Annotated in this window: 15 protein-coding genes; 4 read left to right on the forward strand and 11 right to left on the reverse strand. The window is 46.2% G+C overall.

Translation table 11 applies throughout. The features are described from left to right. The 9 genes from K8R76_01545 to K8R76_01585 form a co-directional block, all read right to left on the reverse strand. A partial coding sequence (locus tag K8R76_01545) for a flavin reductase family protein (GenBank protein ID MCD4846856.1) occupies window positions 1–498 on the reverse strand: 498 nt, incomplete at its 3' end. A gap of 14 nt (window positions 499–512) precedes the next feature. Beyond that, the gene (locus K8R76_01550) at window positions 513–1727 is read right to left on the reverse strand and encodes an FprA family A-type flavoprotein (GenBank protein MCD4846857.1); all 1215 of its coding nucleotides are present in this window, start codon (window positions 1725–1727) and stop codon (window positions 513–515) included. A 34-nt stretch (window positions 1728–1761) separates the two neighbouring features. Next, a complete protein-coding gene (locus tag K8R76_01555; GenBank protein MCD4846858.1) occupies window positions 1762–2262 on the reverse strand; it encodes a ferritin family protein in 501 nt (166 codons plus the stop codon). A gap of 10 nt (window positions 2263–2272) precedes the next feature. Further along, window positions 2273–2788: a ferritin gene (locus tag K8R76_01560; GenBank protein MCD4846859.1), complete on the reverse strand. Its 516-nt coding sequence runs from the start codon at window positions 2786–2788 to the stop codon at window positions 2273–2275. A 3-nt stretch (window positions 2789–2791) separates the two neighbouring features. Beyond that, on the reverse strand, window positions 2792–3169 hold the full coding sequence (locus K8R76_01565; GenBank protein ID MCD4846860.1) for a desulfoferrodoxin: 378 nt from the start codon (window positions 3167–3169) through the stop codon (window positions 2792–2794). Window positions 3170–3216: 47 nt separating this feature from the next. Next, window positions 3217–3792, reverse strand: coding sequence for a rubrerythrin family protein (locus K8R76_01570; GenBank protein ID MCD4846861.1), 576 nt, complete (start codon window positions 3790–3792; stop codon window positions 3217–3219). Continuing rightward, the gene (locus tag K8R76_01575) at window positions 3770–4036 is read right to left on the reverse strand and encodes a hypothetical protein (GenBank protein ID MCD4846862.1); all 267 of its coding nucleotides are present in this window, start codon (window positions 4034–4036) and stop codon (window positions 3770–3772) included. Before K8R76_01575 ends, K8R76_01570 begins: the two co-directional genes overlap by 23 nt. Beyond that, complete coding sequence (locus K8R76_01580) at window positions 4029–4424, reverse strand: transcriptional repressor (GenBank protein MCD4846863.1); 396 nt, start codon at window positions 4422–4424, stop codon at window positions 4029–4031. Before K8R76_01580 ends, K8R76_01575 begins: the two co-directional genes overlap by 8 nt. A 111-nt stretch (window positions 4425–4535) precedes the next feature. Continuing rightward, a complete protein-coding gene (locus tag K8R76_01585; protein MCD4846864.1) occupies window positions 4536–7148 on the reverse strand; it encodes a PAS domain S-box protein in 2613 nt (870 codons plus the stop codon). A gap of 146 nt (window positions 7149–7294) precedes the next feature. Between K8R76_01585 and K8R76_01590 the strand changes: the two genes are divergently transcribed. Both K8R76_01590 and K8R76_01595 read left to right on the forward strand, forming a co-directional pair. Continuing rightward, complete coding sequence (locus K8R76_01590) at window positions 7295–7792, forward strand: HAD-IIIA family hydrolase (protein ID MCD4846865.1); 498 nt, start codon at window positions 7295–7297, stop codon at window positions 7790–7792. Window positions 7793–7908: 116 nt separating this feature from the next. Further along, window positions 7909–9072: a hypothetical protein gene (locus tag K8R76_01595; GenBank protein ID MCD4846866.1), complete on the forward strand. Its 1164-nt coding sequence runs from the start codon at window positions 7909–7911 to the stop codon at window positions 9070–9072. A gap of 133 nt (window positions 9073–9205) precedes the next feature. Here the strand turns inward: K8R76_01595 and K8R76_01600 are convergent, their stop codons facing one another. Both K8R76_01600 and K8R76_01605 read right to left on the reverse strand, forming a co-directional pair. Next, on the reverse strand, window positions 9206–11152 hold the full coding sequence (locus K8R76_01600) for an aconitate hydratase (GenBank protein ID MCD4846867.1): 1947 nt from the start codon (window positions 11150–11152) through the stop codon (window positions 9206–9208). Between the two features lie 78 nt (window positions 11153–11230). Continuing rightward, window positions 11231–12511 (reverse strand): citrate (Si)-synthase, encoded by a 1281-nt coding sequence (locus tag K8R76_01605; GenBank protein ID MCD4846868.1) that lies wholly within the window; start codon window positions 12509–12511, stop codon window positions 11231–11233. 83 nt (window positions 12512–12594) lie between these two features. Here K8R76_01605 and K8R76_01610 point away from each other — a divergent pair, with 83 nt between their 5' ends. Together K8R76_01610 and K8R76_01615 are read left to right on the forward strand one after the other, a co-directional pair. Next, the gene (locus K8R76_01610) at window positions 12595–13938 is read left to right on the forward strand and encodes an NADP-dependent isocitrate dehydrogenase (protein MCD4846869.1); all 1344 of its coding nucleotides are present in this window, start codon (window positions 12595–12597) and stop codon (window positions 13936–13938) included. Between the two features lie 303 nt (window positions 13939–14241). Next, window positions 14242–14850, forward strand: coding sequence for a DNRLRE domain-containing protein (locus tag K8R76_01615; GenBank protein MCD4846870.1), 609 nt, complete (start codon window positions 14242–14244; stop codon window positions 14848–14850). Window positions 14851–14869 lie beyond the last annotated feature (19 nt).

Below are 14869 nucleotides of genomic sequence, written 5' to 3' on the forward strand. Positions count from 1 at the left end.
GTCTTTCTTTTCGGCAATATGTGAAGGCGCGGTTGGAGGTGTTTTCCCTGTCAGCACTTCTCTGTAGAAGGAGTATGTCATCGGTGTTCCTTCACCTGTGATCATGCAATCGGTCACTTCCCCTATGAACAGAGTATGTGTACCTGCATCAAGGCTGTTCTTTATTGAAAGGTCTATACATGCCAGTATGTTTTCATCCGGACACGGGCAGCCTGAAGGAGTAAGTGTAAAGGGAACATCAGCAAACTTATCCACTTCTCTGCCGGTTTTGAATCCGAACTGCCCGATAAAGGGGAGATCGGCTTTCTCACTCAGGACATTTATTGAGCAGACACCAGTATCGCTTATGAATTCATGTGTAAGTTCTTCTTTGTTGATAGCAACAGCTATTCGCATCGGTGAATTCGTTATCTGGAAGACCGCATTGGCTATCTGTCCGTTGATCCGACCGCCGGATCTCGAACCGATTACATAAAGACCATAACTCAGTGTGAACATGGCATTGATGTCTATCATCCTGATTCTCCTGCCAGCTCAATAATTCTCTTTCCTATCAATACGCCGAAATCCCTTGCTTTCTCCATGGCTTCAGTGTCAGGAACGTAGTTGATCTTGAGCCCTTCCGAAGCAAGCGGTATGTTCATTTCACCAAGCATGGATTCAAGCTGTTCAACTGCTTCTCCGCTCCAGCCGTATGAACCGAAAGCTGCTCCAACAAGATTTTTAGGTTTCAGACCTTTCAGGTAAGTCATGCAGTCAGCCACTCTTGGGAATATCTGATTATTGATGGTAGGGCTGCCGACAATCAGCGCGCCTGCATCAAGAACCTCTGTAGCGACATCGCTTCTGCTGCTTGAGGCCAGCGGCATCACTCTGACAGAGATTCCCTGTGAATCAAGACCATCACAAATAGCGTCAGCAAGCACGGCAGTGCTATGCCACATAGTGTCAAAGACGATCACAGCTTTCATGGATGGTTTCTGCTTCGCCCACTCCGCCCAGTTACCTATGATGTGATTAATATTACTCCTCCATACAGGTCCGTGATCCGGACAGAGCAAATCTACATCCAGATCCAGATCCCCGAGCTGATCTATCAGTCTGGTTACGAGAGGAGAGAACGGCATCAGTATGTTGGCGTAGTATTTCAAAGCTTCTTCATCCAGAATGTGCAACGGAAGCTCATCGTCAAAGCGTTCTGAGGATGCGAGATGCATGCCAAAACCATCCTGGCTGAACAGGATCTTTTCCTCCGGAATGTAGGAAACCATGCTGTCCGGCCAGTGAAGCATTCTGGTCTCAATAAAGGTCATGCTCATGTTTCCAAGGGAAATACTGTCTCCAGTCTTCACTTCGGTAATGATATCAGGATCCCAGTTAAAATGGCCTGCAATCGCTTTTTTCCCCATGGGTGAAGCAAATACCTTTTCAGGATGCACGGTGGAAATAGTCTCGGGAAGAGCACCTGTATGATCCATTTCCGAGTGATTGCTGATAATGTAATCGATCTCCTCCGGATCGATGATCGACGAAATTCTGGACATCATCTCACCGGAAAAGGCCTTCTTAACGGTATCGATCAGAGTAATCTTATCGGCAAGTATCAGGAATGCGTTGTACGTAGTTCCCCTGCTGGTACTGTAACCGTGAAAGTCTCTTATAGCCCAGTCAACAGCACCAACCCAGTATATTTTTTCTGTCAGCTTAACAGCCTTGAAAGCGCTCAAAGGATTTCCTCCTTAATTATCATTACACAACAGTTCAGCTGTTTCTCAATATCCTTTTCTTCGAAGCAAGGTAAGCCATATGGCCCACTTCCTCGTCGATGACCTTCTGGATTTCTTCAGAACCGGATCTCTTCGACATGAGTCTCTTCAAAATCAGGAAAAACAGTATGGATTCTTTCTCAAATTCAATCGCAAGATCAATTATTTCCTCAGGAGTCGATCTGTCAGCAATCACAAAAGCAGGATCAAGATCCTTTCTTACGAACACATGCTCATCAGCCATTTCCGTGAGGTAGAGCATAAGTTCGTTATAGGGATCGATTGCTGTGGAAGCTTTCTCATCTTCGGACAGACCGGATTTCATGTTGATGAAGAGATATTCATGTTCCTTCTCCCAGGCGGCCAGATTCGAGAACAGCTCGGATATATCCGGATTGTCCACCATTTTTGAGGCTTGTAGATAGAAATTCTGCGCGTTGGTCTCAATCCGCTCCGCCATGGTCAGAACCTCGAATGCATTAAATTCGTTTGCCATAGCATTTCTCCTATTCCTGCAACGCTGCTGGAGGTGTGAACACTCTCAGTCCCAGTTCTTTATCGATCATGAATCTTCCGCCGCCCGATTCTCCCGCCAGTCTCATTTTCCTGACAACTTCACCCGCCGAGGCTTCTTCCTCCACCTGTTCGCTTACAAACCACTGCAGGAAATTGTCAGTCATATAGTCGTTTTCTGATCTTGCGAGTGAAACCAGCTCGTTAATAAGCGAAGAAACTTTTCGTTCATGATCCAGGGCAGCCTCGAAAGTCGCAAGGCCGGATTCCCATTCTACCGGAGGCTTCTCTATCGCTTCCAGAACAACTCTTCCACCTCTTTCATTCACATAGTTCATGAATTTTTCAGCGTGAACAAGTTCTTCCTGTGCCTGCGCGTTCATCCATTTTGCCGCACCACTCATATCCGCTGATTCGAAATACATGCTCATGGATACATACAGGTAGGAAGAGTAAATTTCCGCGTTTATCTGGTTGTTTATTGCTTTTTCAATTTTACTGTTAAGCATTTTCTAGCCTTTCCAGAGTCCGTGAATCGAACAGTACTCTCTGGCAGTTACATCATCAAGATCCGCTACCTTGAATTCAGCTTCGGGGGCAGAACCGGGTTTGAGGTATTTTCTGTACACATTGCTGCCGTCTATCAGTTCGATCCACTCGATATAATGCTGCGCTTCCATCGGGTGAGGAACTGTCCCCACTTTAACGATGCATCCTTCATCCGTTTTCTCTATTACAGGAACGTGTTTCTCTGTGGACGCGTCAGCGGTCTGCTCCTCGAAAAGCCTCATCGGTTCGTTGCAGCAAACAAGAGCGCCAACTCCTGAATGGAGCACTTCAACGATATTTCCACATTTCTCGCACTCGTATAGCTGCATTCTCTTTGTCATTTCCTTATTCCTTTCCTGAAGCTACCCTGAAACCTAATTCTGTTTTTCTACCAGTTCTCGCCAAGCAGTTCGAAGTGAGCCTGCGGATGAGCGCATGCAGGACATAATTCAGGAGCTTCAGTACCTTCGTGGAGATAGCCGCAGTTCCGGCAGCGCCAGATGACTACGTCGTTTCTTTTAAAGACTCTGCCGTTGTTTATGTTGTCAAGGAGGTCCAGATAGCGCTTTTCATGCTGCTTCTCCGCGACTGCTATCGACTCAAAAATCACGGCTATTGCATCGAAACCTTCTTCTCTCGCAGTTTTCGCAAACTCGGGATACATCTGAGTATGCTCGTAGTTCTCACCGGCAGCTGAAGCCTCAAGGTTTTCTGCAGTACTGCCTATAATTCCTGTCGGAAAACCCGCAGTTATCTCGAGTTCGCCTCCTTCAAGCAGCTTGAAGAGTCTTTTAGCGTGCTCCTTCTCCTGATTTGCAGTTTCCTCAAAGATTTGAGAAATCTGGACTAATCCGTCTTTTTTCGCCTGAGATGCGAAGTAAGTATACCTGTTCCTTGCCTGCGATTCTCCCGCAAAAGCTTTGAGGATATTCTTCTCGGTTTCAGTTCCCTTTACTCTCATCATTTTCCTCCGCTTCCTTCGCTTTCTCCTCTACCGGAAACAGCATCCGCTCCGGCAGGTGTTTCGTTACTTTATCAACTATCACATCATAGAATACATTACCAGGTTTTACGTTCACTTTCTCTATCTTTCCATGCTTCGAGTGGAGAGGATGTCTTGGGCTTCTAACGGTAACCATATCTCCAACAGAATACTTCGGTGAGTTGTCCGATTCTCCGGAATACTTCTTTTCAAATGTTCTATGCATCTGTATCCTCCTCTTTCATCCTGTTAGCGCATTCAGGGCAAACACCTATTAAAGTAATAAGCACATTTTCAATAATATATCCTTCCTCATTGTGCTGGTTTATGCAAGAGGGATTAATAAAATCAGTATGTATATCGGAAACTTTGCCGCAGAGACGGCACTGCACATGACAATGATCGTGCAAATTGTGGTCGTAATGAACTTCCTGACCGAGACCCCGGACAGTGAGTATATCGCCCTGACCAACAAGGATGCTGAGATTACGGTATACAGTGCTGAGGCTTACTCCGGGAAGTTCCTGCCGAACTCTCTCGAAAATTTCAAAGGCGGTCGGATGGGATCCAAGAGACCTGACAGTATCGAGAACAATAACCCTCTGCTTTGTCATCCGCCGAACTGCTGATTGCTTCATCACTTTCCTATTCATAATCGGAACTATTCCGAATATACAATTTCAAGATCAATCGTCAAGTACTCAACATACAGGTATGAAGCTCAATTACTCATCAAGGGTTTTACGAATCTCGCTGAGAAGAACATCGGGAGCATAAGGCTTACGAAGGAGTTTCATTCCTTCGTGAAAAACAAACCGTGTTTGGATTGTATTAGCGCTGTATCCGCTTGTAAACAAAGTTCTGACATTCGGAGCAATCTCCTGTATCGCCATGTAAACATCCTTACCGCTCTTTTCCGGCATAACCACATCAAGCAGAGCCAGAGATATTCTGTCCGGGTTCTCATTTATCAGCTCAATGGCCTCGATTCCATCCGATGCTTCCAGAACAGTATAACCGGCTCTTCTCAGAATCCTTGCGGCGATAATGCGAACCTCCTCTTCATCTTCAGCAACCAGAACAGTTTCAGTACCGCCGACGACTTCCCCCTGGATACTGCTTTCAGTCTCTTCAACGGGATATTCCACAAGAGGCAGATATATCTTGATCGAAGTTCCCTTGTCCACTTCGCTGTAGGCATTAATGAACCCTTTATGCTGTTTGATGATTCCAAATACTGTAGCAAGACCCAGACCGGAGCCCTTGCCTACCTCTTTAGTCGTAAAGAAGGGTTCGAAAGCCTTCGAAAGAATTTCCTCTTTCATCCCGCAGCCGGTATCGGTCACTGTAATCAAGATATAGTGCCCCTGCTCAACCTCAGGATGAGTGTCGGAGTAATCCTTGGTTATAAGCATATTCTCCGTTTCGAGCGTAAGGTGACCACCATAAGGCATGGCATCACGGCTGTTGTTACAGAGATTCATGAGGATCTGCTCCATCTGGCCCGGATCAACAAAAACAGTACTGAGTCCCTGACCGGGAATAAACTCAAGCTTGATATCTTCACCGATGATCCTTCTCAGCATTTTAATCAATTTGCCTGTTAAATCATTTATATCGATATTTCTGGGAGCAAGAGCCTGCTGTCGACTGAATGCAAGCAATTGCGTGGTGAGGGCAGCAGCTCTTCGGGCACTTTTCCTGATCTCAGCAATATCCTCAAGAGCAGAATCACCTTCAGAAAAGTTCATGCCAACAAGTTCCACGTATCCGAAGATAGTCTGCAGTATGTTGTTAAAGTCATGAGCAATTCCACCAGCGAGCAATCCTACGGTCTCCAGCTTCTGTGACTGAAAAAGGCGCTCTTTTAGTTTGATTCGCTCGGAAATGTCAGTGATGAAGATCAGGGTGCATGTCTTCCCTTTCCACAGTGTGGTTGTTGCTCTCAACTCAACAGGGATCACCTTGCCATCCTTCCGGACTATAGCGCTTTCAAACTGATCCGATGCATCCTCTCCACGCATTTTCCTGGTATACGTTTCCCTGTGCTTTTTGAGAACCCCCGGATGTATCATTTCTTCAATTGATATGGAAGCCTGCTCTTTTTTGTCATATCCAGTGATCTCACACATTCTGTTATTAGTAAACAGGTGCTTTCCATCACTGTCTGAGATAACAATACCGTCAGGAGACTGTTCTATTAGACTGATGAAGTTCTGTTCGGACTCACTGAGTTTCTCTGCTGTGCTCTTCTGCTCTTCTAGAGCTTTTTCAAGTTCTCTGGAGAAGGCGGCCTGCTCAATGGCGAATTGCCGCGATATGTTTGCTGACTTCTGTGTTCCCCTGATGAATACAAACAGCAGTCCGGTGAAAAACAAGCCACTGATTAGAATTACCAGAGGAAGGGCGGAATGTCTTTCAGCTATAAATGCTGGTGCGGGAGTAAAAACAATGATCCATTCCCTGTCCCCGAAAGAAAACTTTTCAGAATAATGTATTGAAGAAAGCAGAAGGTTGATGTCCTCCACTCTCTCACCATGATCTGCACGGGTTCTGGCTGCATGGTAAACAAGCAGTTCTTCCTCGCCGGAAGGCAGAACATCGAACAGATGTATGTCCACGCCCTGCTGCACAAACGGGTCAAGATACTGGTTTATCAATTCCGGTATCAAGTTAATACAGATGAAATAACCTTCGAGTTCAGAGGATGTCGAACTTGATAAGCCCGAGTACAGGTTTCCGGTGAATACCGGCATTACAAGCAGAACCGCAGCGGATTCAGTGAATGGATTCGGGCTGACCATTTCACCTGAAGCAACTACTTCCCCTGAAGCAGCAGCCCTCTTGAAACAGTCGGCAAATACGGGATCTGAAGCAAGGTCTAAACCGATATAGTGTTCGTATTGCTGAGTTGATGAAGTATAAAGAACTGGATAATAATCCTCATACAAAGAACTATCTTCACTAATCACATGAGGGACCCAGATCAGTATGATATCGTCATGTTCAAACCGTGCTGCCTGAGTTACAGCGTGAAAACTTCCACTAATACTTTCAGGAATATATTCGCTCAAATCTGATAGTATCTCAAGAAACAGCAGATGCTGAGCAATCCCATCTTCAAGAGCGGTAATACGATCCTGTGAAACGATTTTCAGATCACTCTCTATTACCGATTGCTCCCACCCTCTGGTAGCAAGGAAACCCAGGAATGACAAAACCAATCCGATGAAAATAAGAATGATCGCTACAAGGCGGGATAAACCGGATACTTCCCGTACTTCTGCTGCTTTATCCGATTTCATCTGATTGTCACATGCAAAACGATTTCCTGTCACGAATACTCTTCTCTCGTGTACCGATTAATCATGTATCCTCATTAATTAAGAATGCAACTATATACGCTCATACGCAAGTGCAATATATACGTTCTGCTTGAGTGTGTTATTGGGAATTAGTTAGTTATGCCCGGCTTTGGAGGGTCATGGAGTATAAACTTATCATTTTTGATGCCGACGGAACACTGAGGTTCTGTACAGTTGAAGGGCAGCCCTGCCCCAACAGGTCCGGTGAATGGAAGCTGTACCCCGGTGTGAGGAAGAAACTTGCGGAGTACGACTGGATTTCTCCTAACAGTTCGGAACAGGGTATGGGCTATGGTATCGCAAGTAATCAGGGTGGCGTCGGTGTGGGTTATTTCAGCGAGGAAACAGCGATCAGCCTGCTGAAGGATACCGTCAGAGAAGCTTTCGGTTTCGATCCCGCAGAGGGAACGATTGAAATTTGCCCGCATGTCCCGTATTCGGGTTGCGGGTGCCGGAAGCCTGATCCGCTGATGCTTCAGAATCTGATGAAAAAATACGGGGTCCCTCCACAGGAAGTTCTTTTTGTGGGCGACAGGGATGCCGATGAAAAAGCGGCGGAAAACGCCGGATGCGATTTCATGTGGGCATACAAGTTCTTCCGCAGAGAGCCTGACTGAGTAAGCAAAGTCTGAAAACAGCTTTTCCACTTTAAGTTTCAAGTCGGAATGACTGAAAACTTAGCCTTTCAATCGGGACTTATTCATTGTATTATAGACTGAAAGGAGGAATTCAAATGCAGAATCTTATTAATATTCTCTTGATCCTCACTCAGTCAGTCACATTTGGATCGCCCATCATGAGAGACGTTCCGATAGCAGCCACACTTCTTCCGGACGGATCCTGCGGCATACTCCTGCAATCCCATGTTCCTGAGTGTCCCCTCACATTAGAGATCGTGATTCTTTCCCCCGGTGATGATCCTGTCATAATATCGATCTTAAGAAATATCGAGGATCCAGTATGGCCTCGTGGCTCCGGCTGGACATCGGATGGTATGCTTTCTCTGATCGTATCATCATACAGTACCGGGCACGAATTCTCTGATATAGTGACATTCACATCTGAGGGAGTCCTTTCCGACAGCATACGGATCCCCGGTTCAGGGCAATCTCTCTCAGTTACCGGAGGAACATCGTATCACATTAACTCGCTGCTTCCTCTTTTTGACGGCTCCGGTTACTGGTTGAGTTCAGATCTGGTCGATTATGAATCCTGGGAAGTGCTTTCAAAATTCCTGTTCAGGCTTGGTCCGCAGGGAGATACTCTGTGGTCGCGCAGCATATCCTGTCCGGGATACTGGATGAATCCGGATGTCATCAGATCCATGCCGGATGGCGGCTGTGTCGTCGGTTCGGATGAAGACGGTTTCAACAATCTCCTTTTTCTCAACAGGATATCGTCATCCGGAAAACTGATCTGGTCAGTGGAGATCGAAACCGGCGGTGAGATGACTCATGTGGTAGAGGATATACTTCCTGCCAATGATGGAGGAACTCTTGTTATAGCGTCGTCAGATCAATTCGGGATGCAGGATAACTGTCTCATCTGTCTTATAGACACTGAGGGTGAAATCGTAAATGAAGTATTCGAGGCTGGACTGGGTCATGCAGTCTGCACATGCGGAATTCCAATCGAGGGAGGATTTCTTCTCGCCGGATGGACTGGTTCTGTCAATGATGATGGGGCTATCCCTGTGGAAGAGGGTATTCTTATCCTCCGTCTCGACGAATACGGCACCACGGTAGCAATGGATGTAATCCCATTCGATGGCAACTGCGAACCGCTGTTTCTTCTGGAAACACAGCCTGGATATCTCATTATCGGTACTTGCTGGGAAGACATATATACTGATTCCGATGTTTTCACCATGCTCATCCCAACAGATGAAATCCCTTAAGACACAAGGAGATGAATTCACAGGTTATATCCGTCGAATCGATTACATCCTGGCATACTTGCTTTAAAGCATTATTCATAGACAATTCAAATGCTTGAAGTTTAATACTATTTTGTATAATAAAGTGAATTAATTAGTTAAGTAAGTTATGCCCGGCGTGACGGTACCAGTTCAGGAAGCCGCCGGCGAGTATCATTTCAATATCGCGCTCTGAAAGGTCATGTGTAACCTGAAAACTGCCTCCCGAAGTATGATCCATAACTGTCAGCGGTTTTCCTTCCGCAAGGCCGAAGCGAGGATTCAGCACTTCAAGTTCAAACCCGGTTTCAAGGTTGTCATAATCATTTCTACTTTGAAAGCAGAGGGGAAGTATGCCGAAGTTAACCAGGTTAGCTGTGTGAATCCGTTCGAAGGAAAGAGCGAAAACAGCTTTCACTCCGAGGTGCATCGGACAGATTGCCGCATGCTCACGACTTGAACCCTGTCCATAGCTGTAGCCGGCAACTATGAAGTTACACAGATTAGTACTGAGATTCTTCCTGCACCTTTCTGGGAATGTCGGGTCGATTCCTTCAAAAACGAAATTGGAATACTTTTCGATGTTAGAGCGATAGATAAGCCGTTTTCCGGCAGGCATGATGTGGTCTGTGGTGATCTTATCTCCAACCTTAATTTGAACCACCCCGGTCAGTTTTTCCGGGAGAGGGTCGTTGATGGGCGGTGGGCCGATATTGGGACCTCTGACCGGTTCAGTTTCAGGGTCATACTCATCCATGACCATACTGTCATCATCAGGGAAGGTATCCGGGATCGATATGGACGGGTACGGTATCCTGAGTGTTCTCGGGTCAGTGAACTCTCCGGTTATAGCCGATGCGGCTGCTGTTTCCGGACTTACGAGATAAACCTTTGCGCTTGCAGTTCCGGATCTGCCTTCAAAGTTCCTGTTGATAGTCCTGAGTGATACAGCATCCGTCCCTGGAGCCATACCGTTGCCGATGCAGAATCCACAGGTAGCTTCAGCCGCTCGAGCACCTGAAGCAATAAATGAAGCAAGGTGACCCGAATCCGCAATCATGGAAAGCACCTGTCTTGAACCCGGCCCTATAACGAGGCCTGTATTCTCAGCTACTGTTCTACCGCGCAGTATCTCTGCAGCCATGGCAAGATCCCTGAAAGAAGAATTCGTGCATGAACCTATGCATACCTGATCAACAGGAATCCCTGCAAGTTCAGATACGGCTGTCACATTCCCGGGAGAATGCGGAGTTGCAACCATGGGTTCGATTTCAGAAAGGTCAATTTCAATTATCCTGTCATAAATACAATCCGGGTCTGCTTTCAGAAGTTTCCATGCTTCTCCACGTCCCTGGGCTATTAGAAATTCACGTGTGATCTCATCCGAGGGGAATATTGATGTTGTTGCACCGGTTTCAGCACCCATGTTCGTGATTGTTGCTCTGTCCTGAGCGGTCAGATTCGATAAGCCATCTCCATAATATTCATTTACGGAGCCAACATTCCCCTTTGTGGAGATTATGGAAAGAACTTTGAGGATTATGTCTTTCGCCGATACGAAATCTTTAAGTTTTCCCACAAGTTTTATACCTGTTACCCCGGGGTAGGTGATCCAGAAAGGTTCTCCTGCCATTGCAATGGCAACATCAAGTCCTCCCGCCCCCAACGCGAACATACCCATACCACCGGCGGTAGGAGTGTGGCTATCGGACCCTAGAAGTGTTTTACCCGGAACTGCGAACCGTTCGAAGTGAACCTGATGACAGATGCCGTTGCCAGCCCTGGAGAATTTAACGCCATACTTCTTAGCGACGGACTGAAGATACCTGTGGTCATCCGCATTCTCAAAACCCATCTGAACCATATTATGGTCAACATATGAGAGAGACAATTCCGTTCTGCATTTGTCTACGCCCATTGCTTCGAGCTGGAGGAAAGCCATTGTACCTGTAGCATCCTGTGTCAGAGTCTGATCGATTCTTATGGCAACCCTTTCTCCGGGTTCAGGTTTGCCTTCAACAATGTGTTCTCTGATGATTTTTTCAGATACCGTGAGCCCCATTATTTCCTCCAGGCTAGTCTGTACAACATACAGAGTTCCGGTTCCTGCCGGGATTATGCAATTACATAGATTCTGCGATCAACCGCTGGATACCTGTTCTTTAAGCCAGCTTGTCTCAACAGATTTCGGTCTTGTGATCGGCTCCATCATAGCACGGGAGATCACTGCCTGTGCACACATTCCCATGGTCCTTGAGACCGCGAAAAGGACTGTGTAGTACTCGAATTCGCTCATACCATAATGATAGAGCAATGCTCCGGATCCTGCGTCGACATTGGGCCAGGGACTCTTTGCTTTTCCATGTTCTTCCAGAACATCAGGGACAATTTGAAAGAGCCTGTGAACGAGTTGAAGAACCTCATCTTCCTTGAAGTGTTTCATACCGAATTCACAGACTGCGGTGAAGCGCGGGTCGGTGACCCGGAGAACGGCATGACCGTAACCGGGGATAACTCTTCCAGACTCGAGAGTTTCCCAGCACTCTTCCTTTATCTGCTCATCATCGGGCACTCCGCTGAACCTGTCGAGTATCCAGAGGACGAACTTCAAACATTCCTGATTGGCAAGCCCGTGAAGTGGTCCGGCCAGACCGTTTAAGCCTGCGGAAACAGAATAGTACAGATCCGAAAGAGCGGAGTTTACCACATGGCAGGTAAAAGCACTTACGTTTCCACCCTCATGATCACAATGAAGGACAAGGTAGAGCCGCATCATATCCTCAAAAACAGTATCGTTTTCACTTAAACCAAGCATGTGTGCGAAGTTACCGCCCCAGTCAAGTTTGGGATTTCTGGGAATGCGCGGTCCTTTGTCAAATCTCATACGGTAGATACCCGCAGCTATTTCCGGAATTCTGGCCAGGATGATAAGAGCGTCTTCAAGTGTTGATTCCCAGTAATTGGGTTTCTTAACTCCTGAATCATACGCTATTTTGAATCTGGATTCCCTCTGCATGGAGAGAATAGCAAGGCTGAGCATTGCCATGGGATGTGAGTTCTTCGGCATTGCTTCAAGAACATTCCATACATAAGGAGGTACTTCAGACCTTTCATTGTACTCCTCCTGCAGTTTGGCGAGAGCTGCTTCATCGGGCAGTTCGCCCGTTATAAGAAGGAAGAATATTTCCTCGGGAATCCTGTCGGTCAGTTCAAGAATGGGTATTCCGCGAACAATGAGACCACTATCAGGGTCAACGAAAGATGTATTGCAGAGTAAACCTTGAACTCCGCGGAGTCCGCCATATACCTGACTCAGCTTTACGTCAGAGACAATATGATCACCGTGTTCGGCAACAATTTCTCGAGCTTCTTCACGCCACGAAGGAATCTTTCTGCGAAGAATATTTCTCAAATTTGCCATTCGTTCCTCCTTAGTATCAAGCTTAAATCAGATATTGACAATTCATTATAATATTGATTATTCAGAAAACAAGGAGGTCCAAAATGCCGGGATTCAGAGAAGTAAGTATTCCAGAAGGTGATCTGATTGAGATAAAGAGCGGCAAACCGGTTATCGGTGATCATCCTATCATCGGGTATCTCAGGGGCGATGGAATCGGTCTTGATATAACGCCTGTTACGCAGAATGTTGTTGATAAGGCGGTGAATAAAGCCTATAAAGGAACAAGGAAGATCGCCTGGTGTCCGCTGTTTGCGGGACTGCAGGGACTTCAGCACTACGGAAGTGAATTTCCGGATGAGACAGTAGAGGCCATCAGGCATCTGAAGGTTGCCATAAAAGGTCCTTATACGACTCCGATAGGTGAAGAAACCCATGTTTGTCTGTACTGTGCTCACCAGCAGTATCATCCCGGAAAATGTGATAAATGCGGGAAAGATGACGGTGTCTGCGAGCGATTCCGTTCCATCAATGTTCGCTTTCGCCAGCATCTAGATCTTTTTGCATGCGTCCGTCCAGTCAGGTTCTTCAAAGGGGTACCATCTCCGAACAAGTACGCGGATAAAGTGGATTTCATGCTTTTCCGCGAGAATACTGAAGATGTTTATGCAGGATTTGATTTTGAACGCGGGAGTGATACCGCGCTTGCGATAATTGAACTAATTAAAGAAAAAACTGGCAGGCAGATTCGCATCGATTCCGGTATCGGCGTGAAACCGATTTCCGTCTTCGGTACGGAAAGACTTGTACGGAAAGCGATACAATGGGCAGTTGACCATGATCTTCCATCGGTCACTCTGGTCCATAAGGGCAATATCATGAAATTCACGGAAGGTTCATTCTGCAAATGGGGTTATGAACTCGCAAAGAGGGAATTTAGTAATGTAACCATTACTGAAAAAGAACTCTGGGATGAATTCAATGGTAAAGTGCCCGAGGGAAAAATCCTGATAAAGGACAGGATTGCCGATTCGATCTTCCAGCAGATCCAGACACGTCCGGAGGAATACTCTGTTCTTGCTCTTCCGAACCTGAACGGTGACTATCTATCTGATGCAGCAATTGCTCTTGTCGGCGGATTAGGGCTTGGCCCTGGAGCGAACATGTCGGATGATATCGCTCTTTTTGAAGCCACTCACGGGACCGCACCAAAGTATACTGGAATGGATAAGGTCAATCCCGGTTCATTGCTGTTATCAGCAGTTATGATGCTTGAGTATATGGGCTGGGGAGAAGCTGCGAGCATGATAAAGCGCGGAATGGAGAAATCAATAATCGACGGTTTTGTTACATACGATCTGGCTCGACTGATGAAGAGGGAAGGCAGAGAGGATGTTACCGAGGTATCCTGTTCAGGCTTCGGCAACTCCATTATTGAGCGCATGTGATCTGCACTATTCCGGTATTCTGGTGCCGGGGCTAACATCTTAACATTCGGCGCCATTTATTAGGATTTTATACTATTTTGTACAATAATGTGAATGAATTAGTTAAGTAAGTTATGCCCGGCGTGGAGCGATGGTGCACAACTGCCGTCAACGATGTTTGACTGCGAATGTTTCGGGAAGTATGATTATTTTCAGGCACAGATATTGAGAAATTGGGAGAGGGAAAGCCCGCCTGGAAGCAAATTGGAGAATAGCAGGAAATTAAATTTCCTATTGCTTAACACATTATGGAGGTGTGATATTATGTTGAAGAAAACACTTTTGACTGTTTTCGTTCTGGTCATATTCGCTAGCATTACAATTGCTGATTCGACAACACTTTACCCTACTGATGACGCCGATGTGTGGCAGGACACTCCCGATTCTAATAGAGGCACTGAACAAAATTTCCAGGTCGGTTGCATTTCAACTGAGGATTGGCGAAATGTTCTTATTAAATTCGACCTGTCAGCCTATTCCGGGTTGACTATCAATAACGCTACTATACGGTTAATGGTTTTTTCCTCATATGGTGATTTCCCAACGGACAACATCTTTATCGCCCGGAATATCGCTGATTGGGACGAGTTAATTGTAACCTGGAATAACAAACCTGGTTTTGCTGAGTATACCGCCATAACAGCACCGTCAATCTTAGACTGGTGGGAAATTGATGTAACGGGTTGGGTTCAGAATATCGTGGATGGGACAGATCCTAACTACGGTTTTCAAATATATCAGGACGATACAGACTATGCAGGATTCGCAATGAGAACGAAGGAGGGTACGATTCCTCCGGAGCTGGTGTTGGATTATGAACCGGTTTCCCTCGAACACACAACCTTCGGCAGGATAAAATCTCTATTTAATTAGTGTTTGGTTGAGAAGAAAA

The organism is Candidatus Aegiribacteria sp. (genome assembly GCA_021108435.1).
In the GTDB taxonomy this organism is placed as follows: domain Bacteria; phylum Fermentibacterota; class Fermentibacteria; order Fermentibacterales; family JCC-6; genus Aegiribacteria.

Excerpts from the sequence above, each read along its gene's own strand:
- K8R76_01570 (MCD4846861.1), bottom strand. The coding sequence starts at position 3,792 with ATGATGAGAGTAAAGGGAACTGAAACCGAGAAGAATATCCTCAAAGCT.
- K8R76_01595 (MCD4846866.1), top strand. The coding sequence starts at position 7,909 with ATGCAGAATCTTATTAATATTCTCTTGATCCTCACTCAGTCAGTCACA.
- K8R76_01565 (MCD4846860.1), bottom strand. The coding sequence starts at position 3,169 with ATGACAAAGAGAATGCAGCTATACGAGTGCGAGAAATGTGGAAATATC.
- K8R76_01590 (MCD4846865.1), top strand. The coding sequence starts at position 7,295 with ATGGAGTATAAACTTATCATTTTTGATGCCGACGGAACACTGAGGTTC.
- K8R76_01555 (MCD4846858.1), bottom strand. The coding sequence starts at position 2,262 with ATGGCAAACGAATTTAATGCATTCGAGGTTCTGACCATGGCGGAGCGG.
- K8R76_01575 (MCD4846862.1), bottom strand. The coding sequence starts at position 4,036 with ATGCATAGAACATTTGAAAAGAAGTATTCCGGAGAATCGGACAACTCA.
- K8R76_01605 (MCD4846868.1), bottom strand. The coding sequence starts at position 12,511 with ATGGCAAATTTGAGAAATATTCTTCGCAGAAAGATTCCTTCGTGGCGT.
- K8R76_01560 (MCD4846859.1), bottom strand. The coding sequence starts at position 2,788 with ATGCTTAACAGTAAAATTGAAAAAGCAATAAACAACCAGATAAACGCG.
- K8R76_01615 (MCD4846870.1), top strand. The coding sequence starts at position 14,242 with ATGTTGAAGAAAACACTTTTGACTGTTTTCGTTCTGGTCATATTCGCT.
- K8R76_01610 (MCD4846869.1), top strand. The coding sequence starts at position 12,595 with ATGCCGGGATTCAGAGAAGTAAGTATTCCAGAAGGTGATCTGATTGAG.
- K8R76_01580 (MCD4846863.1), bottom strand. The coding sequence starts at position 4,424 with ATGACAAAGCAGAGGGTTATTGTTCTCGATACTGTCAGGTCTCTTGGA.
- K8R76_01600 (MCD4846867.1), bottom strand. The coding sequence starts at position 11,152 with ATGGGGCTCACGGTATCTGAAAAAATCATCAGAGAACACATTGTTGAA.